We start from the raw sequence: 23,016 nt of genomic DNA on the forward strand, positions 1-23,016 counted from the left end.
GGCATTTTCGAACGTCTTAAGAGAAGGGCTGGATTCAGTCCAGCGCCACCCCGAAAGCATCCTTGAACTGCTTCGCGAACTCATCACGCGTCAGCGAATGGTTCTGCGGGCCGGTGCTGGCAACCTTGATGGAGCCCATCAGGGACGCCATGCGGCCTGCGGTCTTCCAGTCCTTGCCTTCGCTCAGGCCGGTCAGCAGAGCAGCACGGTACGCGTCGCCGCAACCCGTCGGGTCCTTGATGGCCGCCGGCTTGACCGGTTCCACGTGCACTTCCTCGTCGGCGTAGATCACGGAGCCTTCACCGCCCAGGGTCACGATCAGCGCCTCAACCTTCTCGCCGATCTGCTCGCGGCTCAGGCCGGTCTTCTCTTCCAGCATGCCCGCTTCATAGTCGTTCACGGCGACCCAGGTGGCCTTCTCGATGAACCACTTCAGGTCATTACCGTCGAACATCGGCAGGCCCTGGCCCGGATCGAACATGAAGGGAATGCCCGCATCCGCGAACTGGCGTGCGTGCTCGATCATCCCGTCACGGCCGTCCGGCGCGACGATGCCCATTTTGATGCCTTCGTCGGTCGGCACGCTCTGGGTGTGTGCATGGTTCATGGCGCCCGGGTGGAAGGCCGTGATCTGGTTGTCTTCCATGTCCGTGGTGATGTACGCCTGGGCGCAGTACTCGGAATCGATGGTCTTTACGTACTTGTCGTTGATGCCGTGCTTCTTGAGCCACTCGCGGTAGCCGCCGAAGTCCGCGCCAACGGTGGCCATGGCGAGGCCGTCGCCGCCCAGCAGCTTCATGTTGTAGGCGATGTTGCCGGCGGTGCCGCCGAAGTTGCGCTGCAGCTCCGGTACCAGGAAGGCCACGTTCAGCATGTGAACGCGATCCGGCATGATATGGTCCTTGAACTTGCCATCAAAAGTCATGATGGTGTCGTAAGCGAACGATCCACAGATCAGTGCTGTCATAGGTAGTCTCCTGTGTTCTGCCAACGGTGCACGGGTAAACAGGCTGTTTACCGCCATGCGGCGTCAGTCATGGAGTGAGGCCGTGCTGGAAGCGTGTTTGTCGTATGATTGGGGCTTCCGGCCCCACGGTCGCCTTGCAGGCTACCTTTGTCTGGCCTCTGTTTCAAATCGGAAACGGGTGGCTGCAACAGGAAAATTGCGTAACCCACTGTTGAGACGGGAGTAACCGGAAATGGAGCGCCAGTTCTGGGTATCGATCACCGCGCTGATGTTCTCGATCGGCGTTCTGCTGCTGGGCGTCGGGCTCATGGGCACGCTGCTCAGTGTGCGCCTGAGCTTCGAGGATATGAGCGGGCAGGCGAAGGGGCTGGTGCTCTCCGCCTACTACATTGGTCTGGTGATCGGCTCCCAGAAAGGTGGCTGGGTGATCCGCCAGGCCGGCCACATCCGGGCCTTTGCCATCTTCGCGGCGCTGTGTACCGTGGCGATCCTGCTGCAGGGGCTCTATGTGAGCGGGGTGAGCTGGTTCCTGCTGCGGATCCTGATCGGCTTCTCCACCTCCGGCATCTACATGGTGGTGGAGAGCTGGCTGAACGAGCGGGCCGAGCCTTCCAACAGAGGCACTGTCTTCTCCGCCTACCAGATCATCACCTATGGTGGCATCGGCCTGGGGCAGTTCCTGATGCACCTGGGAGACCCGCAGGGGGCGGAACTGTTCATGATTGTGGGCGTGCTGTTTGCCCTGTGTCTGGTGCCCGTGGCCCTGAGCCGTGCCAGCAACCCGCCCGAGCCCCTGGAGCAGGCGCGCATGGCACTGGGCCAGACCTGGCGGGACTCGCACCTGGCGGTGATCACCTGCCTGGGCGCGGGGCTGCTCAGTGGCGCGGTCTACACGCTGATCCCGCTGGCGGCGCTGCGCATGAACCTGGCGGTTTCCGACGTGGCGCCCCTGATGGCGGGCCTGGTTCTGGGAGGCGTCGCGCTCCAGTGGCCGATCGGACACTTCTCTGACCGCTTCGGGCGTCGCCCGCTGATCCTTCTGGTGGCGGCCGCCACAACCCTGGTCACGGTTGCCATGATGGCAGCGGCGGGCCGTGTTCCGCTCTGGCCGCTGGTCGGGCTTTCCGCGTTGCTGGGCGGGTTCGTGTTCACCCTGTACCCACTGTCCGTGGCACTGGCGAACGACAGTCAGGACGAGGGCAACTTCGTCGGGGTATCCGCGGCGCTGATCTTCCTCTGGGGTATTGGCGCGGCCACAAGCCCCATCGTCGGCGGGGCGATACTGGCACGCACACCGCCGGGCGGGCTCTTCATCTATATGGGCGTGATCAGCGCCGTGCTCGCAATCGCCGCCCTGATGCAGCCCCGCCACCTCGAGCGCATCCGCAGTCCCTTCCGGATGATGACACGCAGCGCGCCCACGCTCGTGGACCTGGACCCGCGAGCGCATGAGGAGGAAGACGCCGGCCCGGAGGTGGACCCCCCGGAATGGTACCGCTGAACGCCCCTGCAGGAGCGAGCTTGCTCGCGATCAGTTACGGCGCATCAGCCCCGGAATCATCCGGCAGCTGCGCCTGGGCCTCGCGGTAGGACAGCGCCTGGATCCCCGAGCCCTGCATGGACGCGCGCAGGGAATGCGCCAGGGCGAAGGCGTAGGCGCGCTGGTAGAACGGCATCTGACCCTGATAGCGGGGCAGGGCGTCCTCCACTGTCTCGGACTCCTCCATGGCCTCCTCGAACGATTCCCAGCGCTGCTCAAGGCTGGCCATCAGCTGCGGATCAGCCGCTGCCTCCTCGCACATCTCCAGCGACCAGGTCATGTCCTCGTGCAGCTCACACTCGCCAATGTAGCGGCCGTAAACGTCCTCGCTCCACTCATCCGGGTGGATGGGCGAGAGCCAGAAACGGCCGTTCTTCTGGTAGAGCCAGTAGGTGTTCCCGCGCACAGGCTTGAACTTGAAGTCGCTCTCCAGAACGAACAGCGACGTGAACAGCTCCAGTGAAATCTGTTTGATCTGCTTGGGCTGGGCCATGAGCGCCGGCGCGCGGCTTTCCTCAAGGAAGGCCAGTACCGGGCGCAGACCCTTGCCCTGGGGGTTTGGATTCTCAGGCATGGGGCGTACCTTACCACAAAGATGCCACCCTGTAGGAGCTTGCTCGCAAGCGATCCGGGGTTATACCGCGAGCAAACTTGCTCCTATATTGAAGGGAGGCGGCTTACCCATTTGGGGATAGCCTGCTCAGCCATCCGGGCAAGAGGCAGACCCCCTTATCCATTGATACAGTGCATATTGGAAAATAACGTTATAGCTTACGATGATCCCCTGGTATGAATGACTGCATGAGCGACGACATCCAGACCCTTGCGCGGGAAGACAATGAGCGGTGCCAGAACCCGGGCTCTGGCATGGCGCTGCTGGGCCAGCATCCGCTGTTCAATGGCCTGTCGCGTCGGGATTTTGAGGATCTCGGGGAAAGCATCCGTCTGGTCAAACTGCGTCGGGGCCAGGTGCTGTACAAGCAGGATTCACCGGCCTACGAGTTCTTCTATGTGGTGAGCGGGCGGTTGCGCCTGTACCGGCTGGACACCACCGGTCAGGAACGCACCCTGGACAGCCACGGCCCGGGGGAGGTGTTCGCGGACGTGATGATCTACGCGGACCCGGCCCGCTATGTGGCCTACGCCGAACCCCTGCGCCGGACGGAGCTGCTGGCCATTCCCACGGACCGTTTCCGGGCGATCCTCGAACGGAATCCGGCCTACAGCCAGCTGCTGCTGCGCCAGTACGCCTCGCGCATGGTCCAGAGGTTCCGGGACCTGGAGGTGATGACGGTACGGCGGGGCGTGCAGCGGGTGATGCGCTACCTGCTGGAATTCGTACCGGACAACCAGCGCTACAACATCGAGGTGGAGCTGCCCCTGCCCCAGAACCAGATCGCCACGCGGCTGGCCATGCAGCCGGAGACCCTCTCCCGGCTGATGCGGGACATGGCCGAGGAGGGTGTGTTCGAACTGCGCCGCGGCCGCCTGTTCATCCCGGACCGCCAGGCACTGGAAGAGCGCTGCCTGTAGGAGCGAGCTTGCTCGCGAAATCCCGGATCGCTTGCAAGCAAGCTCCTACAATCGCGCCGAATTACCCGTCCCGCAACAGACTGATGATATTGATCAGCCCGGCATTCGCACGCGTCAGATAGGACGACATCGTCAGCGAATAGTTCGGAACCAGCCCGAACTGGGAGCCATTGAGCACCATCGGGCTGGTCATGGAGCGCTGGGTGTATTCCAGCTCCCGGATGATCTGCTCAAGGCTGACCATGGCGTTCTTGTCCTCCAGCACACTGCGGAAGTCACGCTTGAGGGCCTTGAGGTAGACCAGCATCGCCCAGGTTGTGCCGCGGGCCTGGTAGAACACATTGTCGACCTGCATCCAGGGCGTCTGGCTCACATCCTCAATGGGCTGCCTCTTGGCGGCGGCTGCATTGGGATCATTCGCCAGCATGGTCGCCCGGCGGCGCTCCGCCACGCTGGCGGCCAGATTCTGGGACATGCTGCCCAGGCGCTTGTTCATCAGGTCGAGGATCGTTGCCAGGTTGTCCGCCCGGGCGTAGAAATCGCCACGGGCCGAATCCGGGTTCACCAGGTCCTGCCGGTAGGCCCTGAGCTCCTCAATCGCGTTGTTGTACTTACCCTCCGCCGAGGGAAAGATCCAGCGCTCGCTGTCGTTGTTCAGCAGGATCTGGGCCTGGACCAGGTTCGGGTTCTCGTTGGACTGGGACTGGGAACGCGAGACGTCGTTGCGCAGTGCCAGCGAGAGATCGCGCGCCTGGCGGATCGCGCCGGTCTCCCAGGCGGCGATGTTGTCCATCAGCACGAAGGGCGGCATCACGTCATTGGACAGGAAGCCGCCGCGCTTGTTGACGATGATGTCCAGGGAGCGGATCAGCGACTCGGTGGTGTAATAGCCCACTGGCGGCTCGTCCTGATCGGAATCCGCCTTGAACGCTTCCAGGATGGCGTCCTGTTTGGGGGCCTGCGGGTTACCGTTGGGCCAGAACGACACCACAAACAGAGCCACCGCTATGGCCAGCCCCACCACCACCGGAGTCATGATCAGGCCGCGGGCGCGCAGCCTCGGCATCCGGTCGGTCACGGCGCGCGCTGCTCGTCTCAAGTATCCCATGGAGCTTCCCGTTGTCATCGTTTGCTGCAGAGGCGCCAGCATAACTGACTTGCCCCGCCACCTCTATCCATGCCACGCAACCCCTGCGCCTGTAGGAGCGAGCTCGCTCGCGATAACCCTGGATCGCTTGTAAGCAAGCTCCTACAGAGTCAGGCAGCCCCCAGCGCCTGCATCACCTCATCACAGCTGCAATCAATCACGCTTACCCGGGTGAACCCCATGCGCTCAAGCGCCTCCGCGGCCAGCGCCGCTCGCCCGCCGGTGGCACAGTGGAGGAAGATGGGGGTGTCCGGGTCCGTCGTGTACTCGGGGATCTTCATCTCCAGAATGCCCCGGGGCAGGTTGATGGTGCCGGTGGCGCGTTTCTCGCCGACCTCGCCCGGCTCCCGAACATCAATGACCAGCGCGTTCGGCTCATCCGCGAGCATCTCGCGCGCGGCTTCCGGGGTGAGGCAGTGCAGGCCGGCCTTGGTTTCGGCCACGATTTCGGGAAGGGTACGCAAGCTCATGATCAAAACTCCAGTATCCGTGAATGAATGGCCCCATGATAAACCGTTTCCCCAACCTGTAGGAGCGAGCTCGCTCGCGATATTTCCCGTGGGCAGCATGCTGAAGCGGCCATGGTCTTTGTCTTCTGCGTTTACTGTTTTCTAATAGTAAACTTTCGAGTAAACTGTGCTCATGTACAAAGTGAGCTATCGGAAAGCGGCGCTCAAGGCTTTGCGGCGAATGCCCGCGCCACAGGGGCAAAAAATGCGGGAAGCCTTAAGCGAGATTGCCAGGGACCCCTATCGGTCGAGAGGGAACCAGTGGAAGCCAATGAAAGGAGGCGACTTCTGGCGGCTTCGGCAGGGCAGTTATCGTGCCATCTGCCGTATCGATGACGGCGAGTTGATGATTCTCGTGTTGAAAGTCGGGCCAAGGGGAGACGTCTACAAATGAGTGTTCAGGTTATCGAGAAGAACGGAGTCCCCGAATACGCGGTTATTCCGTATAAGGAGTATCAGCGGCTGGTCGAGCAGGCGCAAGAGGCTCAGGACCTTACAGATGCTGAGGCCGCAGTGCGGGCGATTGAAGCGGGGGAAGAGACCATCCCCGAGGATGTTGTGGAGCGTCTGCTCAGTGGCGAGGAACATCCGATCAAGGTATGGCGGGAATATCGGGGCCTGACTCAGGAAGCCCTGGGGGAGCGGGCCGGTGTCGGGAAATCCTACATCTCTCAGCTGGAGGCGCGCTCCAAGGACGGTTCGACCCGGGTCATCAAAGCGTTGGCGAATGCGTTGGCTGTCGATATAGACGATCTGCTCGAGGAATAGTTCAGCCACCCTCACCCGGAATCAGCACCTGCGCCTGCGTCCGTGCCGCCAGTAACCGGGCGAGCGCCTGCTTCGCATCGGGATCACCGTGCACCAGACGGATCTCCGAGGGTCCTTCCTCAATCCCTTCCATAAACCGCACCAGATCCGACTGGCCCGCATGGGCCGAGTAGCCCGTGAGCCTGTGAACACCGGCCCGGATGACACAGCGTTCCCCATCCAGCATCACGTAACCGCCTTCCGGCCCGTAACGCAGGATGTCGCGCCCCGGTGTGCCCTGTGCCTGGTAGCCGCAGAACACCACGTCATTGCGGTCCTGGCCCAGCATCGCCTTCAGGTAATTCACAATGCGCCCGCCATCGCACATGCCCGAGCCCGCCAGCACCACACAGGGGCGGCCCGTGTCGTTCAGGTACTCAACCGCATTGAGATGGTCCTGGTGATCGTCGATCACGGTAAGCTGCTCAAAGGACAATGGATGGCGGCCCTCGCGGACCAGTGCCGAGGCCTCCGCGTCCCAGAAGGGCTTCAGTGCCCGGTAGTGCTCCGTGAAGTTGGCGGCCAGCGGGGAATCCACCACGATCTCCAGCTCCCGCCACGCCACCGGCTGGCCGTTATGGCTCGCCGCTGGTGCCTCGGGCGCCTCATGGATGATGGCCTCCAATTCGTACAGCAGCTCCTGGGTGCGCCCGAGACTGAACGCCGGGATCATCACGGTCCCGCCGTTGGCCAGGGCCCCCTCGATGACGCCGCGCAGCTGCTCGCGCCGGTCCTCGCGGTGCGCATGGTCCCGGTCACCGTAAGTGCTCTCCAGGATCAGCCGGTCGCAGCGCTCGGGCGGCTCCGGCGCCGGAATCAAAGGGGTGCCCGGAGCGCCTAGGTCGCCACTGTAGACGATGCGCTCGTGCGCCTCGCCAGCACGGGCCTCGCATTCCACGTAAGCGGACCCGAGGATATGGCCCGCCCGCTGGAGCCGTATGGAAAGGCTCGCGTCATCCTCCGCGAACACCTCATGCCACTCGCCATAGGGCAGAGCTACCGTGCGTTCACGGATCACCGCCAGCACCGGCTCGATCAGGGAGCGGTTCCGCGTAAAGCCGATCTTGAGCGCATCCTCCAGCATCACCGGCAACAGCCGGGCCGTGGGTTCCGAGCACAGGATGGGCCCTTGGAACCCGGCCGCCAAAAGGTGCGGAATGCGCCCGATGTGGTCAATGTGCACATGGGAGACCACCATGGCCGTGATGGGCTCTATGGGAAAGCCAATGGCCAGCGACTGGGCCGAGGCATTGCCGGCTGCGTCGGTGCCCTGAAAGAGCCCACAGTCGAGCAGGATGCTGCGCGCGCCGACGGCCAGCTCATGGCATGAGCCCGTTACGCCGTTCACGGCGCCGTGGTGGTGGAGTTCAATGGTGGTCATGGCATCTCCCTATGCGTTATCAAAAACAATCCCGGTCCGCTGTTCGGTCGTATGGGTTCCCATCGACAACAGCAACCCAATCGGAGGTCCCCGTGAGCAATGCTGCCCTTGTACGCCTGACCTACGCCAGCACAGCCACGTTCGAGCCCAACGAGAGCGGCGGCATCGAGGTCTCCGTGGGCCAGATCCTGGCCGAATCACGGCGCAACAACAAAAAGCGCCGGATCGGCGGTGTGCTCCATTACGGCAACGGCTACTTCTTCCAGTGCCTGGAAGGCGAGCGGGACGCGGTCAGCGACTGTTACCAGCGCATCAGCGGGGATTCCCGTCACCGGGATGTTAAGGCGCTCTCCTTTGAAGACATCGACCAGCGGATGTTCCCGGACTGGTCCATGAAATACCTGCCGGTGGCTGATGAGGTCTCGCGCCTGCTGGCCAAGCGCAACCAGGCCTTCAACCCGTATGCGTTCGATGACGCCATGGTATCAGAGCTCCTGGAGGCCTGCGCACAGGGGAAAGACCCGACCGAAGCGACCGCCGGAACCAAGCCCAAGCCGCCGCTGTGGAAGCGGCTTTTCGGGAAAGCTTGAGGTGATCTCTCGATGACCTCGGATCGCTTGCAAGCAAGCTCCTACTACAGTTCATTGATCTCCGTCTTCTGTAGGAGCGAGCTCGCTCGCGATATCACCCGTGTGCGGCATGTTGAAGTGGCCAGGCCCCCTGCTGGGATGCCTCGGTCGATAGTGTTAATGGCGGGTAAATACTTCTTCCAGAGAGCGGGCCTCCAGAACGTTATCAGCCCAGTGCTCCAGCTCCTCCGTGGAGGCGGACTCCAGCCTCTTACGGGTCGCTTCGTCCAGAGGCCCAAAACGGCGCTTGAGCTGGCGAAGTAACAGAGTCCGTTCGCCAGTGGCCCTGCCCTGTTCCAAGCCTTGTTCTAAACCCTGCTCCAGGCCCTGCTGTACCCCGCGCTGTTCACCTTCGGCCAGCAGACGCTCTCTCAATCCGGCCATGGTCTTCGTCTCCTGTGGATACTGTTCCTCGTATACCTTCATTTCATTATCGTCCAGTGCTGTATAGATGTCGATGAAGTCCACATACTTGAGCTGGCGCTCCCTGTCCGGCTCGAGTTCCATCAGCCCGCGAACGGCGCGGGCATAGACCTCCAGCTTCTGCTCCTCGGACCAACGCATGTTGGGAAGGTTCAGGCGCGCTACCAGGTTGTCGCTGTCCCAATAGTGCTCGGCAGGAAGCTGTTCCAGCTCGCAATTGAGATACTGGAATGACAGGTAAGTCCGGGAATCTCCACCGAGGTGCAACTGCCCGGGAATGCTGGAGGAAGACCTGAGAAAGATCACCACCGGCACAACGCGTGTGGTCTGGTACAGCTCAGCCAGGTCGGTGCAGTAATGGATCAGCCGATGGATGGAGAACCGGGAAGGATCGGTCTCTTCTTCCAGTACAAACAGGATGGCTTCCCGCCGGCCGTCCGGCCACTCCACCAGCATGGGCACATCCAGCTCACGAAAGCGCTCCCCGAGCCGTTCTTTCTGTTGCTCTTCGCGCAGGAGCTGTATCTGCACCGAATCATCCAGGCCTCGCGCCTCAGCCTCGGCAAAGAACGCCAGCGCCTGGCGCGGGTAGTCCACAATGAGGTTCTTGAAGTTCTGGTCGTGGCTGTTCATCCCTGAAGTCCGCTAAATACTGTTTTAATATACAGTATGCGGAGAACCTGAAGGACGCAACCCCGTAGGAACAAGCTCGCTCGCGATGATCTTCGGAATCGCTTGCAAGCAAGCCCCTACAGAGGGTGGGCCGTCGCCTCCTGCATCACCGCCTTCAACATGTCACCTTCCCAGTTCGTCACCAAGCTGACGTAAACGCCGGAAAAGTGGCGCATAGTGAAGGTTGGTGCGTATGGTCCGGGTTCCCTCAGGGTACTCGAACCTTATAGTGTTTCGTTTCAAAGGCCACCAATGGGTTTCCGCCTGCAAGCTTATTAATCCGTCCATGGGCAGGCGGTGGTTGTTCTCCAAGTTTAGGTCAATAAGATCATAGCCAATGGTGAGAACAGATTTCGTCTTGGGCCGCACTTTGGAGAGTAGGTCAGGGGCTTCACTGATGATCTCCAATCCAAGAAACACCAGTATCGCTTTTATAATGCCAAATAGGTCGAATTGGAGATCAAGATAATAAATAGCCAGAATGAATATAGCGGGCAGGGAAAGTCTGACGAAGCGAAACCACTCCGATAGACCCACCCTTAATGCTAATGCCTGAATCAGGACCTGCTCAGCTCTGGAATCGTTTCCCTGCACGTCGATTGATCTCCTCCTGGATGGTCGCTTTAGCGCTTGCATTGTTCCAGAAAAAACCCCAGATGAGTACTGTCGATACCAATGTTAAAGGGGTTCTTCCATCCTTGCCGGGAAGTGATTTAACTTTCTCAATAACTTCTTTCCCTGATGCGGCACTGAATGAAAACCCAAGAAAGTTTCCGTAGGAGGCGATCGTATCGAAAAGTTCCTGATACTCAAACAACTCTTGGGTAGGCAATGACCATACACTCCAAAGAGGTTGCACTAGTGGTGTTGTTACTTTATTCCTCAGCTTTGCATGCAAAGGGCCTGGTAGTGTGGTCAATCTTTTAAGAATCCGCCGCTGCTCGCCTCGTGAGACATGATGATAAAGGACGACATCTGACAACAGACCAATAGTTTCTTTGTCCGGTAAATCTTTGAATCGTTGCTTTTTAAGATTCAGGATCTCGCATAGATACGCAATTTTAGCGGAATCCTTCTCCGGCATTCTGTATTCGAGTTCGTTCGACATAGATCCTCCATGATCGGTAGAGTTGGTTGAGCAACATGATAAGCACTGGTGATAGAAACCAGAATGCTTCCATGAAATAGTAACGTCCAATGTATACAGAAAGTGATGTCAGGAGTATTGACGATATCGAGAATGTTGCCAGGCTCTCATAAGAGGATAAGTGTTTTGAGTTAAGAAGCCTGAGAGACACAAAAAGCAATATTCCGAAAAGTGCCTGGAGAGCATAAATATAGAAATCGCATCCGCCCAGTGGTTCAAGGAATGTCGACCAGCTCCCTGTCTCTGGACATAGAGGGATAATATAAGAGTATAAGTAAATATTCGCGATCGGCAGATAGAAAACCGATATAGCGACGAGGCAGGCTGATATTGTGGAAAACAGAACTTTTTGCATATCCGTTGCTTTTTGTGCGGAGGGCTTGCCTATAGTAGGCGTAGGGCACCTCTCATGAACACTGTTCCATATCTGAAGAGTAAGCTACAGGAGGTGGGTAGGGCTGGTCAAATGGTTACGTACTCGAGCTGTCGCTCCCTGCCCGGCTTGAGCTCTGCTCCTACAGTTAGGTTCGCAACCTCGGTCCTTCCGGCACCATTTGCGCCCTGACGGCAGGTGGACGATAATCACATCTCACCACACCGCCATACGTCGCTCCGAGGACCGGGCATGAGCCAACGTCTTAAATCACTGTTCCGCGCCGTTTTCTCACGGTTTGCGGCACTGGAACGGCCGCAGAAGCGGCTGGTGTCAGTGGTTTCCGACGCCGTCTTTGTGCTTTTCTCGCTCTGGGCCGCCTTCTCGCTGCGCTACGAGACGCTGTTCCGGTTCGACGGAGTCGGCTACTGGGCGCTGTTCGGCATCACCGCGGTTGCCACCGTCTTCCTTTTTGCGCGCCTGGGGCTTTACCGGGCGGTTATCCGCTACCTCAGCGAACGGGCCCTGGTCACGGTGCTCGGCGGCGTTACCGGCTCCGCCCTTATCGTCATCGCGGCGGCGTTCATCCTGCAGGTCGACATGCCAAGGTCCGTGCCCTTTCTCTATGGGGCACTGGCGTTCCTGTTCGTGACCGGCACCCGCTTCAGCGTGCGGACCGTGCTGAACCGGCCACGTCACCTGAGCAAGATGCCCGTGCTGATCGTGGGTGCCGGCGAGACCGGCCTGCAGCTGGCCTCCGCCCTCAGCCAGGGCATTGAATACCGGCCCGTGGCCTTCGTCAGTCTTGAGCGGGACAACCACAAAACCACCATCAACGGCCTGCCGGTCTACGATCTGGACCACGTCCGCAAGGCGGTGCACAAGCACCAGGCGGAACGCATCCTGCTGGCCATTGATGAGAGTGCCAGTGTGGACCGCCGCCGGATTCTGGAATCACTGGAAACGCTGCCGGTGCCTGTGCAGACCGTTCCCTCGGTGACGGAGCTGGTGGCCGGGCAGGCGCGGATCAGCGACGTGCGCGACCTGGACATCGACGACCTGCTCGGGCGCGATCCCGTGCGCTACCGCAACGAGGAGGTGGCGGCCTCACTGAGGGGGCGTGTGGTGATGGTGACCGGTGCCGGTGGCTCCATCGGCTCCGAGCTCTGCCGCCAGATCGTGCGCCAGGAGCCGGTGGGTATTGTGCTGCTGGAGCAGTCAGAGTTCGCGCTGTACAACATCGAGCGTGAGCTGCACATCATCAGCGCCAACGAAGGGCTGAGCATTCCCATCCACCCGCTGCTGGGCAGCGTGACCCACCGGCGCCGGTGCGAGAGCATCATGCGTGGCTTTGGCGTGAACATCGTCTACCACGCGGCGGCCTACAAGCACGTGCCCCTGGTGGAGCAGAACGTGATCGAGGGCGTCCAGAACAACGTCTTCGGCACCTGGTACACCGCCGAGGCGGCCATTGCCGCCGGCGTCGAGAAGTTCGTGCTGGTCTCCACGGACAAGGCCGTGCGCCCCACCAACGTCATGGGCGCGAGCAAGCGCCTGGCGGAGCTGGTGCTTCAGGGGCTGGCCCGGCGCCAGGAAGATACGGTGTTCTCAATGGTCCGGTTCGGCAACGTGCTCGGCTCCTCCGGCTCCGTGGTGCCGTTGTTCCGCGAGCAGATCCGTGAAGGCGGGCCAGTGACCGTCACCCATCCGGACATCATCCGCTATTTCATGACGATCCCGGAGGCCAGCCAGCTGGTACTGCAGACGGGTACCATGGGCGAGGGCGGCGAGGTGTTCGTGCTCGACATGGGCGACCCCGTGCGCATTGCGGACCTGGCGCGGCGCATGATCCATCTGATGGGGCTGACCGAGAAAAACGAGGACAACCGCTATGGCGACATTGAGATCGTCTACAGCGGCCTGCGCCCCGGCGAAAAACTCTATGAGGAACTGCTGATCGGAGACGACCCCCAGGGCACCCGCCACCCCCGCATCATGAAGGCGCGCGAGACGGACATGCCCTGGAGCGACCTTGAGGAGCTGCTGGAGCAACTGATGCTGGCGAGCCGCAGCTTCGACTGCCAGCGCGTGGTGGCCCTGCTGCGCGCCGCGCCCACCGGCTACCAGCCCAATGACGACGTCTCGGACCTGGTCTGGTGCAACGGCGGCAGCGGCGCCCTGGCCACCAGCGACGGCGCCAACATCAGCGAAACCCTCCGCCGCATCTTCGAATAACTCCCCCTACCCGTACCTACCTGTAGGAGCGAGCTCGCTCGCGATAACCCCGAATCGCTTGCAAGCAAGCTCCTACAGGGACGCCGCTGCGTCCTGCATCACTGCTTTCAATACATCACAGGTTTTCTCGATTTCGGAGTCAGTCAGGGTAGGGTGGCAAAGCAACATCAGGCTGGTGCTGCCCAGCTCACGGGCAACAGGAAGGTAGGATAAAGGCCCAAACCCGGCATCCTGGAAACACTTCTCCAGATACACCTCCGAGCAGGAGCCGGACATGCAGGGCACGCCGCGCTCCATAATGGCCTGCTGCACCGCGTCCCGGTCCCAGCCGGGGGCCAGTGCGCCAGGTTCAACAAACAGGTAGCACTTATACCCCGCATGCTCGATGTGCTCGGGCACCTCGGGCACGCGCAGCCCCGGGCATTGGCGGGCGGTACTCCAGACGGCGGCGCAGTTGGCCACACGCAGGCTGTGCCATTGCGGCATGCGCTGCAGCTGGATGCGCCCGACCGTGGCCTGCATCTCCGTCATGCGCCAGTTGGTGCCGAAGGACTCATGCAGCCAGCGGAAGCCAGGCGGGTGCTCTCGGTTGTAGACCGCGTCATAGCTCTTGCCGTGGTCCTTGTAGCTCCACATGCGCGACCACAGCGCCTCATCGTTCGTGGTGACCATGCCGCCCTCGCCGGCGGTGGTCATGATCTTGTCCTGGCAGAACGAGAAACAGCCCACGTCGCCCCAGCTGCCCACCGGCCGGCCCTGGTAGAGCGCTCCGTGGGCCTGGGCGCAGTCCTCAATCACGGAGAGTCCGTGCTCGCGGGCGAGGGCATTGATGCCCTCCATCTCGCAGGGCCAGCCCGCCAGATGCACGCAGATCACCGCCCGCGTTCGCTCGGTGATGCAGGCACGAACGCTGGCCGGCGTGATGTTCTGGGAATCCCGGTCCACGTCCGCGAAGACCGGAGTGGCCCCGGCGGTCACGATGCAGGAAGCGGAGGCCAGGAAGGTACGCGAGGTGACGATCACCTCGTCCCCGGGGCCGATGCCCAGCCCCTTCAGTGCCAGATCCAGCGCCACCGTGCCGTTGGCCAAGGCCACTGCGTAGTCCGTGCCCGCAAAGGCCGCAAATTCGCGTTCAAACTCACGCGCCTCGCTACCCGTCCAGTAATTCACGCGGTTGGACAGCAGCACCTGCTGCACCGCGTCCGCCTCTTCCTGGGTGAAGGAAGGCCAGGGGGAGAAGGGTCCGTTCAGCATCGGTTAAACAATTCCGCTATCAATAAATCTGAATTCAACACCGTAGGAACGAGCCTTGCTCGGGATAACCCCGGATCGCTTGCAAGCAAGCTCCTACAGTTGCTCAATCCCCACCCTCTGTAGGAGCGAGCTTGCTCGCGATATCACCCGTGCGCAGCATGCTGAAGCGGCCAAGCGCCCTGCTGGGATGCCTCAAGAACCACGACTTCCACGATGGACCCATCCTCTGCGTAACTGATGTGCGTATTCCAGTCCTGCGACACTTCTTTAACGATGGGCTTGTCAGCCAGATGCACGACCAGAATGTCGTCTTTTTCGTCGTATCGTGTCTGCATTGGTCAGGCCTCCCAGGAAAAATGGTGCATTACCGTCTTGATCACGACAGTGGGTGGTTCAAAAACGGCTGCAACACAAATCAGGTTATCACTCCGTCCCTGAAATGTCGTTGCGGCCCAGAAACGGTGATCGTCTTTCAGGCGGATGGTGCCCGTCTCAAGAAGATGGCAGATTTCCTCGATGGATATGTGACGCTCTGTCATTCGTTGCTGGGCATGACGGGTGAGTACAGCCTGCATGCCAAATCGCTCTATGAACATACAAATCCTTTTGTTTGGTTCGCGAACTTACCCTCCAACAACCGTCCGCCAGATATAGCGCAGATCATCCCGAAACCGCCAGTTCCGGATGTACTCCAGGTTGATCCGCACCTTGTCCGGGTAGATCACCTCGTCATTGTACCGCTCCGGGTCCGGCTGGGCCGCGAGGATGGCTTCCTCATCCCGGTAGGCCAGGGTAGCGGGGCCGGTGATGCCGGGGCGCACGGAGAGCAGCAACCGCTCCTCGCCCTCCAGCCGGTCCGCGTAGCCGGGCACGTCCGGGCGGGGCCCCACAAAACTCATGTCGCCCCGGAGCACGTTCCAGAGCTGGGGCAGCTCATCCAGCTTGGTCTTGCGGAAAAACCGGCCGAGCGGGGTAATGCGCGGGTCGTGGGACTGGGTGATGGTGGTGCCGGGCGCACGGGTGGGGCGCATGGTCTTGAGCTTGACCACGGTGAACAGCCGCCCGTCCTTGCCCACGCGTTTCTGGGTGAAGAAGCCGTTGCTGCGGGTGTCGAGGGTGGCGAGGAGCCAGGTGAGGGCGATGAGCCAGAAGGTGAGGGCCAGCCCAACAAAGGCGACCGAGGCATCAAAGGTGCGTTTCAGGGCCTGCTGGCCTGGTGAAAGACCGTCCGCCATGGTGTCAGAGATAGCCGTAGCGCTGCAGGGAGGAACTGACCAGGGCCTCAAGGTGCGCCACCTCGTCATCACCGAGTGCCTTGCGCCCCTTGCCGATGGTCTTGCTGGAAACGCCGGCCACCGCGTTCGCAATGGCGTCATCCGGCACCTCATCGTGCCCCATGAAGCTCAGGATGCGCCGCATCTCCGCCTCCGGCTCCCGGACGAAGGTTTCGTAGCTCACGCGCAGCACCTTGCCTTCCGGCATCCGGGAAAGCGCCTCATCCGCCTTATCCACGCACCGTTGCCATTGCAGCGCGCAGACCTCGTTCAGCGAATGGTTGCGCAGGATGGCCTGCATGTTGTCGAGCGCCGGCCCCCAGAAGGCCAGCCGCTTCTCCCGGGAGACCAGCCGGAAAAGGCGGGCCCAGAAATAGCGGAACGCGTAATAGGGCAGATCGCTCACCGGAACAAACCGCACTTTTTCCAGCAGGTAAGGAATGTCCAATCCCGCCGTCCAGCGCTGGCGGGCGGAGCCGGTGGCATCAATTCCGTCCCGGACGATGTAGATGTAACGGGCTTCCGGGACTACCCGGTCAACAAAGGGCACGCGCAGGCAATTGGCGCAAGTCTTCTCTACGAGCGTTTTCGCGCCGGTGCGTCGAGCCATGCTGTTGAAACAACCCCGGATGTAGCGGGTAACCGGTTCCGTCGCGTTCTCAGCGGGAATCTCGTCGGACGGATACCGCACGTTGCCGTGGCGCCAGATGTAGTTGATCTCATCGCAGGGCCAGGTACTGATGCCTTCCAGGGATGTGAGGGCATCGCGGAGCATGTTGGTGCCGGAGCGGGGGGCGCCAACAATGATGGTTTCTTGGTTCCTCATTCCGTATCCGCTGTTCTATTGCTTAGAAGTTCAGACCATTGATGCAGAACGACCGGTTCAGAAAATACATCAAGCGCTTTCTGTGATGCGTTCTCTCGCATCGGTTCTTTCCAGCTGGGATCGTCAGCAAGCCTCTCAAACAGTGAGGCCAAAGCCTGAGCATCATCAGGCGGAACGGCGTAGCCGTAACCACCCGCTTCCACCTCTCGCGCAAGCTCACTCTCAGGCTCAACCGCCACGATCAACGGGCATCCCTGCTCAAGGTACGTCATGGTCTTACTGGGATAGGCATACCGGTAGATGCCGGGCACCAGGCTCACAAACCCGGCGTCCGCATGCCGCATTGCCTCTTTTGCCACCGCTACCGGCTGATGTCCCAGGAACTGCACATTGGCTCCGGCCCGTTGAGCCTGTTCCTGCAGAGCCTCTTTCGCAATGCCATCACCCATCAGGGTCAGGCGGATGTCACCGCGGGCGGTGAGGCGCGCCATTGCTTGAATGGCGGTTTCCAACCCCTGAAAGCGCCCGATATTACCCGCAAAAAGCACGTTCAGCCTGCATGGCGGCATCTCGAATGGCAGTGGCTCTGGTTCCCCCGAGTCATCGGGCAGGCTGAAGTTATTCAGAACCCGAATCTGCAGCCTGTCTCCACCGGGGCGTTCTCGCAGTGTCTGCTCCATATCCCTGGAAAGTACAACAACCGGCTCAGCTTGATGGCAGCTCCAATTATCCAGCTTCCGGAGAAGGCCAAACACCGCAGGGTGCGAAAATTCGCCGGAGATTCTACCCACTTCCGGATGGATGTCCATGCAGTGATAGATAAAGCGTGCGCCGGTTAATCGGCACGCTATAGCGGCTGCCAGCCCCCCAAGAACAGGCGGTGCGGTTGAGATCATGACCACGTCATAGCGGCGGACAACGGCTCGCCAGACCAGGTTCAGGCCAAGCCTGATGGCATTGCGTATCCGGACAATGGGCTTCCCTGCCTCATTGGCGAGCTTGAGCCGCGTAATCCTGACCCCATCAACCGTTTGGTCACTCTTCTGATACGCGTTATCAAGGGTTGCCTTATAGGAGGGCTGCGAAGACAACACCTCCACCTCATTTCCCTCCTGCTGCCAACGCTGGACGATCCTGCGGAGCAGAGAAGCGTACGGGGCCGTATCCGGCCAGTAATAACGGTGAACAGTCAGAATCCGGAGGTGTGAGCGTCCGGCCTTGCGTTTTCCCGGGTCAGTTCCAGTCATAGCGACTGAACTCATCCATGTTGCGCCACCTGTTAGCCAGCTTCGCCGTGCCAGTTATCAACCGGACTACCCGTTCTGACGTGTTGCGGACCTGGTATTCCTCCGGGACTTCACGCTCAGCGCCAGAGAAGACGGTTCGCGCTGATGTCGCAATCCTGACCCCCTCGATCAACACTTGCTTATCCAGCCCTGTAAGCGCAATGGCGCCTGTGTCCAGCGCTTCCGGTCGTTCCATCGACCGCCGCAGCGTTACGGCCGGGAATCCGAGAATTGCGGACTCTTCACTGATGGTACCGCTGTCTGAAATGGCGCAGTAGGACTGCATCTGAAGGTGGTTGTAATCAATAAAGCCGAAGGGTTTAAGAAAGCGGACCGCATCCGAGTCTTCCCCCAGGCCGAGTTTCTCAAGACGGCTGCGGGTTCTGGGGTGGGTGGATACGACCACTGGATACCCAAAGCTCTGGTGGAGGGCCTCCAATGAAGCCACAACCTCGCGGAGGCTTTCCCTGTTATCGACGTTTTCTTCCCGGTGCACACTCACGATGAAGTACTTTCCGGCTTCGAGCCCCAGTTCTTCCAGTACCCTGGACTGCTCAATCTTTGGGAGCATGTGCTCAAGCACTTCCCGCATTGGTGAGCCGGTCAGGTAGATAAAACGGTGCGGCAGGCCCTCACTGATCAGGTGCCTGCGGGCATGTTCCGTGTAGACCAGATTGAAGTCCGCAAGATGGTCAACCATCTTGCGGTTGACCTCTTCTGGAACGTTCGCGTCGAAACACCGGTTGCCCGCTTCCATGTGGTAAGTGGGGATCTTCATGCGCTTTGCCATCAGGGTGGCGATTGCGCTGTTGGTATCCCCGAGCACGAGAATCGCATCAGGCTTCTCTTCAAGGAGGATGGCTTCGGTTTTGATCAGTATTTCGCCAAGCGTCTGGCCGAGGGAGGAAGTGTCGACATTGAGAAAATGGTCAGGCTGCCTGACGCCGAGTTCCTCGAAGAAGACCTGGTTGAGTTCGTAGTCGTAGTTCTGCCCAGTATGGACGAGCCTGTGATCCACCAGTTCATCCAATGCCGCCATTACGCGGGACAGGCGAATAATCTCCGGGCGAGTACCGAGAATTGTCATTATTTTCATCGGTCAATTCTCATTCGTGAGTACGGGTTCGAAAAAGGTATCCGGTCTGTCCGGGTCGAAAAGTTCGTGGCTCCAGAAGAGCGTAAGGAGTTCTTCATCGCCGGTGTTGGTGATGCTGTGAGTATGGAGCGTCGGCATATCAACGTACGCTGGCTTGTCCCCGGAGACGTGGAACTCCTCGATATGATCATCCAGAAGCCGTCGAATACGGATAACCGCCTCGCCTTTAACAACCAGGAAGCGTTCTACCTTATCAAAGTGGTAGTGGTTGCCCCGGGTAATGCCTGGTTTGGTCGTTGAAAGGAATGCCTGACCACCGTTTCTGTTCTTAACGGCTTCAAACAGAGATCCGCGGTCATCCGTATTGAGCTTGAGCTCCTGCGGATAGAACCGGGGATACATGAATGAGCGGAGGGTGTTGAAAAGCTGCAGGTCAAAGGCATCCCGGAGATCCGGGATAATGTTCCCGGTATAGCTCCTGTGCATTTCGGTCAATCGCCCTGCGGCTGTCGCCACACTCATCGGGCGCCCCCTTACGCGAAGCTCGCCCACGCGCCCCCGTTCAAAGGCATCAAGCGTCGCTCTTGCAACGTCCTGCGTATGGACCAGTTCAAGCTGCCCGGTTCCATTGATGGTCAACGGTTCCTCATTCGCCAGCTGGTGGCAAAATGTCAGGAGGGCGGAGTTGTAGTTCGGGCGGCCACCCTCACCAAATACGTGAGGCAGCACAAGCTCGGTATAGGGCGCGCTGTGCTCCTGGGCCCATGTATCGAAAATGTGGTGTGCTGCGCTTTTACCACGACCGTAAGGGGTATCCCGTTCGCGTTGCGTGGTGTTGGAATAAAAAACGTGGGGGGTAGCGTTAGCCTCGGACAGGAATTGCACCAGCCTCTCGGCCAATGCCGCGTTCCCCTTTTCCAGCGCCTCATCACTGTCGCGGTTGATGCCTGCGCAATGGATGACCGCATCGGCGCTCTGAAGCGCACTGCTTAGCGTGAGGTCATCGTTGAACGCTTCCCTGTTAAGCGTGACCAGGTTATCCCGATACGCCTCCAGCGAACGCAGGAACAGTGTCACATGGGTGCCGAGAAGACCGTTCGCACCGGTCACGACGATTTTCATAAGGTCTCCGGGTTTTAGGTATGCGCTTTCAGTTCAGCCTGTACTTCGGGCAGTTTGAGCAATAGGGCTTTCAGCTCAGACTTATTGAGTTGGTAGGTGTTGTGGGAATGGTAATCCTCAGTACCCAACTCGTCAGGGTCGCCTTCCGTAAAGAACTTGCTGTAGTTGAGGTCCCGGTCGTCATAGCTGACACGGTAATAGCCGCCAAGGTCTTCGGAGCGCCTGAGTTCTTCGCCGCTGGCAAGAGTCTCATAGAGTTTTTCGCCGTGGCGCATGCCAATAACCTGGATTTCGTTATCAGCCTCGAAGATTTCCAGCAGTGTCTCCGCCAGCAACTGGACTGTGCAGGCCGGCGCCTTTTTCACGAAGATGTCGCCCTGGCGGGCATTCTCGAGGGCGAAGCTGACCAACTCAATGGCGTCCGGGAGCGAGAGCATGAAACGCGTCATGCTGGGTTCCGTCAACGTCAGGGGCTTGCCTTCCCTGATCTGCTTAATGAACAGGGGGATGACGGAGCCACGGGAGTACATCACGTTGCCGTAGCGCACGCAGGAAATGGTTGTTTCATCCTCATCGATCTGCCGGCTGGCGGCCTGGGCGGTTTTCTCCATCATGGCCTTGGACATGCCCATAGCGTTGACGGGCATAACCGCCTTATCCGTGCTCAGGCACACCACACTCTTTACGCCTGCTCCGAAGGCTGAATCGATGACATTCTGACTGCCCACGATATTGGTTTTAACGGCTTCGAGCGGGAAGAACTCGCAGGAGGGTACCTGTTTAAGCGCTGCCGCATGGAACACGAGGTCCACGCCTCGCATTGCCTTGTCGACGGAGTGGCGGTCGCGAATGTCCCCAATGTAAAATTTCAGCTCCGGGCGATTGTAACTGACCCGCATTTCATCCTGCTTGGCCTCGTCGCGACTGAGTATGCGGATATGGTTGCAGCCCATAGATAGAAGGCGCTCTGCCATGTGGCGACCAAAAGATCCGGTTCCACCAGTAATAAGTACTTTTTTATCGGAAAAGCTCACTAGGATCCCCCACGGAAATGCTTTGCGTTGTAACCTGCTTGCTCCTGCGGCCCACCTTCAATTATGGGGAGGATGCGTTCCAGGTGTGCATCCAAGGTAAAATTGTTTCTGTAATGCTCTACGGCATTGTGACTCATGGTCTCATAAAGTGAGACGTCTTCCGTTAATTCCTGAAGTCGGTCGGCGATAGCATCTGCATCATTGTATTCGACGAAAAAACCGCTCTCTCCGTCTGCTACAAGGTCCGGGATAGCGCGATATTTCGTTGTGATGACCGGACATCCGTAAGCCATAGCTTCAATGATTGATACAGGCTGCCCCTCGTTCACATATCGTGTTGGCAGAGTGAACACGTGACAGTCACTTAATAGCTTCCATTTTTTATTGCCCGATACAGAACCGAGGTATTTGATGTTGTTTTCTAGGCCATACCTCTCAACCCTATTCATGAATTCCGCTTTTGCGCCCTGGGCAGTTATGATCGTTTCGTCGTCAACGCTCTTAACGAACTCCCCCGCAAAAAAGGCATGGAACTTGACGCCCCTCTCCTTAAGAATTCGGAAGGCCTCCAGAAGACAAAAATACCCTTTGGATTCAATTAGGTTGGATAGGAAAAGGATCCGAAGTGCATCTCCAGGATGCTTTTTCCTGGTGCCCTCGAACCTCTCAGGAAGGCCATTGGCAACCACGGTGATACGTTCACTTAGTTGGGGTTCAAAAGAATACATATCGACCAAGCCATGGCCAAGCACAATAATTTGGTGTGTGCGGAGCAAAGTAGCGCGAATTAGGCCCTTCACCCAGCTTGGTTGAGCTCTATAAAATCCATCGTAGTTGCCACCCTTCAGATGAACCACTAGGCGAGCGCGGAAAGTGGCAGCAAACCAGATCATCAACGCGTCACGAATAAAACCGGAGCGTGACTGGGCAATTGTCAGATAAACAGAACGGTAGCCTTTAAGAATGTTTAAACAGAAAGAGGCCACTAATCCGCTCATTTTCAGCGCTCGTGCCACGGAGGGCACTGGTGAGGCTGACCATGCCCCCCTTGTAAGGTTGATCACTCTACATTCCCAGCCGCGATTGCTAAGTTCGCGCTGTAGTCTATCGAAGGAAACAGATTGACCTGTAGCGGGTGGAGGTAGCGGGCCAATTAAAAGGTGCCGACGAAAACCTCTATCAATTTTGCCTGATTTTGAGCTAGTATCCACTTTTGTATTGCTCATACTTGCTGTCCATCAGTTACCTGAGCGAATAAAATTAAGTCAATCAAAATTATGAAAAACAATCCTGTTTTTTTGAAAAAGCGTGGGGTGCGGTGTCTTTATCCTTCTCAGTAGTATTTTTCATCTGTTGCTGAAAAGATTTTTAAAAATTTCAGAGGGACGAAAAGACACATAAGGAGAGCTACCTCCATAAGTATGCCTACTAACCCCATGCTTGATAAGCTCAGGGTGCCAAAAGCCCCGGTTGTTGCATAAAGGTAAAGCCATACTGAGGATTTTCCGGATAAAACCTGAATTCAGATAATAACTGCAGCACTTTGGCGTGAACCGGTAGAGGTAGGAGGGCCGCCGCCGGTACCCTCACCGCCTTTACCGACCAAAGTGAAGAGCAGATGGGATACCGACAACTGACCCAGCGACAACGATACCAGATTGAGGCCGGTTTGCAGCACCGCTGCAGCCTTCGTGCCATCGCCCAGCTTGTGGGGTGCAGCAGTAGCACGGTCTCGCGAGAGATTCGGCGCAACACAAGCGC

The 23,016-nt window shown here is 59.2% G+C and carries 25 protein-coding genes; 7 read left to right on the top strand and 18 right to left on the bottom strand.

Features of this window, described 5'->3' with window-relative positions:
- Nucleotides 1-34 precede the first annotated feature (34 nt).
- Nucleotides 35-967, bottom strand: coding sequence for a carbohydrate kinase family protein (locus CK501_RS04690; protein ID WP_095616534.1), 933 nt, complete (start codon nt 965-967; stop codon nt 35-37).
- A gap of 232 nt (nt 968-1,199) precedes the next feature.
- Between CK501_RS04690 and CK501_RS04695 the strand changes: the two genes are divergently transcribed.
- Entirely contained in the window at nt 1,200-2,468 is a 1,269-nt protein-coding gene (locus CK501_RS04695; RefSeq protein WP_095616535.1) for an MFS transporter, read from the top strand.
- Between the two features lie 34 nt (nt 2,469-2,502).
- On the opposite strand, the gene CK501_RS04700 is transcribed toward CK501_RS04695, so the two are convergent.
- A complete protein-coding gene (locus tag CK501_RS04700) occupies nt 2,503-3,081 on the bottom strand; it encodes a DUF2452 domain-containing protein (RefSeq protein WP_095616536.1) in 579 nt (192 codons plus the stop codon).
- 227 nt (nt 3,082-3,308) lie between these two features.
- Here CK501_RS04700 and CK501_RS04705 point away from each other — a divergent pair, with 227 nt between their 5' ends.
- A complete protein-coding gene (locus CK501_RS04705) occupies nt 3,309-4,040 on the top strand; it encodes a Crp/Fnr family transcriptional regulator (RefSeq protein ID WP_158223045.1) in 732 nt (243 codons plus the stop codon).
- A gap of 61 nt (nt 4,041-4,101) precedes the next feature.
- Here the strand turns inward: CK501_RS04705 and CK501_RS04710 are convergent, their stop codons facing one another.
- Nucleotides 4,102-5,148 carry a DUF2333 family protein gene (locus CK501_RS04710; protein WP_158223046.1) on the bottom strand — a complete coding sequence of 349 codons (1,047 nt, stop codon included), beginning with the start codon at nt 5,146-5,148 and terminating at the stop codon, nt 4,102-4,104.
- A gap of 149 nt (nt 5,149-5,297) precedes the next feature.
- Nucleotides 5,298-5,657, bottom strand: coding sequence for a rhodanese-like domain-containing protein (locus CK501_RS04715; protein ID WP_095616539.1), 360 nt, complete (start codon nt 5,655-5,657; stop codon nt 5,298-5,300).
- Nucleotides 5,658-5,829: 172 nt separating this feature from the next.
- On the opposite strand from CK501_RS04715, the gene CK501_RS17205 reads away from it, so the two are divergent.
- Both CK501_RS17205 and CK501_RS04725 read left to right on the top strand, forming a co-directional pair.
- Nucleotides 5,830-6,090 carry a type II toxin-antitoxin system RelE family toxin gene (locus CK501_RS17205; protein ID WP_095616540.1) on the top strand — a complete coding sequence of 87 codons (261 nt, stop codon included), beginning with the start codon at nt 5,830-5,832 and terminating at the stop codon, nt 6,088-6,090.
- Nucleotides 6,087-6,464: a helix-turn-helix domain-containing protein gene (locus CK501_RS04725; protein WP_095616541.1), complete on the top strand. Its 378-nt coding sequence runs from the start codon at nt 6,087-6,089 to the stop codon at nt 6,462-6,464. Before CK501_RS17205 ends, CK501_RS04725 begins: the two co-directional genes overlap by 4 nt.
- A gap of 1 nt (nt 6,465) precedes the next feature.
- Here CK501_RS04725 and CK501_RS04730 read toward each other — a convergent pair whose 3' ends face one another.
- The gene (locus CK501_RS04730; protein WP_095616542.1) at nt 6,466-7,884 is read right to left on the bottom strand and encodes an MBL fold metallo-hydrolase RNA specificity domain-containing protein; all 1,419 of its coding nucleotides are present in this window, start codon (nt 7,882-7,884) and stop codon (nt 6,466-6,468) included.
- 92 nt (nt 7,885-7,976) lie between these two features.
- On the opposite strand from CK501_RS04730, the gene CK501_RS04735 reads away from it, so the two are divergent.
- Nucleotides 7,977-8,474 carry a BLUF domain-containing protein gene (locus CK501_RS04735; protein WP_233128838.1) on the top strand — a complete coding sequence of 166 codons (498 nt, stop codon included), beginning with the start codon at nt 7,977-7,979 and terminating at the stop codon, nt 8,472-8,474.
- Nucleotides 8,475-8,630: 156 nt separating this feature from the next.
- Here the strand turns inward: CK501_RS04735 and CK501_RS04740 are convergent, their stop codons facing one another.
- From CK501_RS04740 to CK501_RS16685, 3 genes are all read right to left on the bottom strand, one after another.
- Nucleotides 8,631-9,569 (bottom strand): DUF4351 domain-containing protein, encoded by a 939-nt coding sequence (locus CK501_RS04740; RefSeq protein ID WP_095616544.1) that lies wholly within the window; start codon nt 9,567-9,569, stop codon nt 8,631-8,633.
- 162 nt (nt 9,570-9,731) lie between these two features.
- Nucleotides 9,732-10,202: a hypothetical protein gene (locus tag CK501_RS04745; RefSeq protein WP_095616545.1), complete on the bottom strand. Its 471-nt coding sequence runs from the start codon at nt 10,200-10,202 to the stop codon at nt 9,732-9,734.
- Complete coding sequence (locus CK501_RS16685; protein WP_143421381.1) at nt 10,177-10,716, bottom strand: hypothetical protein; 540 nt, start codon at nt 10,714-10,716, stop codon at nt 10,177-10,179. The genes CK501_RS04745 and CK501_RS16685 overlap by 26 nt, the downstream gene beginning before the upstream one ends.
- Before the next feature lie 664 nt (nt 10,717-11,380).
- On the opposite strand from CK501_RS16685, the gene CK501_RS04750 reads away from it, so the two are divergent.
- Nucleotides 11,381-13,363, top strand: a complete 1,983-nt coding sequence (locus CK501_RS04750) for a nucleoside-diphosphate sugar epimerase/dehydratase (protein ID WP_095616546.1) — start codon at nt 11,381-11,383, stop codon at nt 13,361-13,363.
- 72 nt (nt 13,364-13,435) lie between these two features.
- On the opposite strand, the gene CK501_RS04755 is transcribed toward CK501_RS04750, so the two are convergent.
- The 10 genes from CK501_RS04755 to CK501_RS04800 form a co-directional block, all read right to left on the bottom strand.
- Complete coding sequence (locus tag CK501_RS04755; protein WP_095616547.1) at nt 13,436-14,617, bottom strand: DegT/DnrJ/EryC1/StrS family aminotransferase; 1,182 nt, start codon at nt 14,615-14,617, stop codon at nt 13,436-13,438.
- Between the two features lie 143 nt (nt 14,618-14,760).
- Nucleotides 14,761-14,952 carry a DUF2283 domain-containing protein gene (locus CK501_RS04760; protein ID WP_095616548.1) on the bottom strand — a complete coding sequence of 64 codons (192 nt, stop codon included), beginning with the start codon at nt 14,950-14,952 and terminating at the stop codon, nt 14,761-14,763.
- A 3-nt stretch (nt 14,953-14,955) separates the two neighbouring features.
- Nucleotides 14,956-15,192: a DUF4258 domain-containing protein gene (locus CK501_RS04765; RefSeq protein ID WP_233128839.1), complete on the bottom strand. Its 237-nt coding sequence runs from the start codon at nt 15,190-15,192 to the stop codon at nt 14,956-14,958.
- Nucleotides 15,193-15,240: 48 nt separating this feature from the next.
- Entirely contained in the window at nt 15,241-15,852 is a 612-nt protein-coding gene (locus CK501_RS04770; RefSeq protein WP_095616550.1) for a sugar transferase, read from the bottom strand.
- Nucleotides 15,853-15,856: 4 nt separating this feature from the next.
- A complete protein-coding gene (locus tag CK501_RS04775) occupies nt 15,857-16,717 on the bottom strand; it encodes a sulfotransferase family protein (RefSeq protein WP_095616551.1) in 861 nt (286 codons plus the stop codon).
- Nucleotides 16,714-17,964, bottom strand: coding sequence for a glycosyltransferase family 4 protein (locus CK501_RS04780; protein ID WP_198949381.1), 1,251 nt, complete (start codon nt 17,962-17,964; stop codon nt 16,714-16,716). Before CK501_RS04780 ends, CK501_RS04775 begins: the two co-directional genes overlap by 4 nt.
- Nucleotides 17,951-19,099, bottom strand: coding sequence for a non-hydrolyzing UDP-N-acetylglucosamine 2-epimerase (gene wecB, locus CK501_RS04785; protein WP_095616553.1), 1,149 nt, complete (start codon nt 19,097-19,099; stop codon nt 17,951-17,953). Before wecB ends, CK501_RS04780 begins: the two co-directional genes overlap by 14 nt.
- Before the next feature lie 3 nt (nt 19,100-19,102).
- Nucleotides 19,103-20,221, bottom strand: a complete 1,119-nt coding sequence (locus tag CK501_RS04790) for a polysaccharide biosynthesis C-terminal domain-containing protein (RefSeq protein WP_095616554.1) — start codon at nt 20,219-20,221, stop codon at nt 19,103-19,105.
- A 14-nt stretch (nt 20,222-20,235) separates the two neighbouring features.
- A complete protein-coding gene (locus CK501_RS04795; protein ID WP_198949382.1) occupies nt 20,236-21,255 on the bottom strand; it encodes an SDR family NAD(P)-dependent oxidoreductase in 1,020 nt (339 codons plus the stop codon).
- On the bottom strand, nt 21,255-22,481 hold the full coding sequence (locus CK501_RS04800; protein WP_095616556.1) for a glycosyltransferase family 4 protein: 1,227 nt from the start codon (nt 22,479-22,481) through the stop codon (nt 21,255-21,257). Before CK501_RS04800 ends, CK501_RS04795 begins: the two co-directional genes overlap by 1 nt.
- Before the next feature lie 392 nt (nt 22,482-22,873).
- Here CK501_RS04800 and CK501_RS04805 point away from each other — a divergent pair.
- Nucleotides 22,874-23,016 (top strand): helix-turn-helix domain-containing protein (locus tag CK501_RS04805; RefSeq protein WP_143421382.1); only part of this gene is annotated, 143 nt, incomplete at its 3' end.

Source organism: Halovibrio salipaludis (assembly GCF_002286965.1).
Lineage (GTDB): Bacteria > Pseudomonadota > Gammaproteobacteria > Pseudomonadales > Oleiphilaceae > Halospina > Halospina salipaludis.

Bases quoted from the DNA above. Each gene is read 5' to 3' on its own strand.
- CK501_RS04800 (WP_095616556.1), bottom strand. From the start codon at position 22,481: ATGAGCAATACAAAAGTGGATACTAGCTCAAAATCAGGCAAAATTGAT.
- wecB (WP_095616553.1), bottom strand. From the start codon at position 19,099: ATGAAAATAATGACAATTCTCGGTACTCGCCCGGAGATTATTCGCCTG.
- CK501_RS04695 (WP_095616535.1), top strand. From the start codon at position 1,200: ATGGAGCGCCAGTTCTGGGTATCGATCACCGCGCTGATGTTCTCGATC.
- CK501_RS04705 (WP_158223045.1), top strand. From the start codon at position 3,309: ATGAGCGACGACATCCAGACCCTTGCGCGGGAAGACAATGAGCGGTGC.
- CK501_RS04700 (WP_095616536.1), bottom strand. From the start codon at position 3,081: ATGCCTGAGAATCCAAACCCCCAGGGCAAGGGTCTGCGCCCGGTACTG.
- CK501_RS04730 (WP_095616542.1), bottom strand. From the start codon at position 7,884: ATGACCACCATTGAACTCCACCACCACGGCGCCGTGAACGGCGTAACG.
- CK501_RS04770 (WP_095616550.1), bottom strand. From the start codon at position 15,852: ATGGCGGACGGTCTTTCACCAGGCCAGCAGGCCCTGAAACGCACCTTT.
- CK501_RS04775 (WP_095616551.1), bottom strand. From the start codon at position 16,717: ATGAGGAACCAAGAAACCATCATTGTTGGCGCCCCCCGCTCCGGCACC.
- CK501_RS04755 (WP_095616547.1), bottom strand. From the start codon at position 14,617: ATGCTGAACGGACCCTTCTCCCCCTGGCCTTCCTTCACCCAGGAAGAG.
- CK501_RS04780 (WP_198949381.1), bottom strand. From the start codon at position 17,964: ATGACTGGAACTGACCCGGGAAAACGCAAGGCCGGACGCTCACACCTC.
- CK501_RS04715 (WP_095616539.1), bottom strand. From the start codon at position 5,657: ATGAGCTTGCGTACCCTTCCCGAAATCGTGGCCGAAACCAAGGCCGGC.
- CK501_RS04760 (WP_095616548.1), bottom strand. From the start codon at position 14,952: ATGCAGACACGATACGACGAAAAAGACGACATTCTGGTCGTGCATCTG.
- CK501_RS04750 (WP_095616546.1), top strand. From the start codon at position 11,381: ATGAGCCAACGTCTTAAATCACTGTTCCGCGCCGTTTTCTCACGGTTT.
- CK501_RS16685 (WP_143421381.1), bottom strand. From the start codon at position 10,716: ATGTCGAACGAACTCGAATACAGAATGCCGGAGAAGGATTCCGCTAAA.
- CK501_RS04790 (WP_095616554.1), bottom strand. From the start codon at position 20,221: ATGAAAATCGTCGTGACCGGTGCGAACGGTCTTCTCGGCACCCATGTG.
- CK501_RS04740 (WP_095616544.1), bottom strand. From the start codon at position 9,569: ATGAACAGCCACGACCAGAACTTCAAGAACCTCATTGTGGACTACCCG.
- CK501_RS04765 (WP_233128839.1), bottom strand. From the start codon at position 15,192: ATGCAGGCTGTACTCACCCGTCATGCCCAGCAACGAATGACAGAGCGT.
- CK501_RS17205 (WP_095616540.1), top strand. From the start codon at position 5,830: ATGTACAAAGTGAGCTATCGGAAAGCGGCGCTCAAGGCTTTGCGGCGA.
- CK501_RS04690 (WP_095616534.1), bottom strand. From the start codon at position 967: ATGACAGCACTGATCTGTGGATCGTTCGCTTACGACACCATCATGACT.
- CK501_RS04710 (WP_158223046.1), bottom strand. From the start codon at position 5,148: ATGGGATACTTGAGACGAGCAGCGCGCGCCGTGACCGACCGGATGCCG.
- CK501_RS04725 (WP_095616541.1), top strand. From the start codon at position 6,087: ATGAGTGTTCAGGTTATCGAGAAGAACGGAGTCCCCGAATACGCGGTT.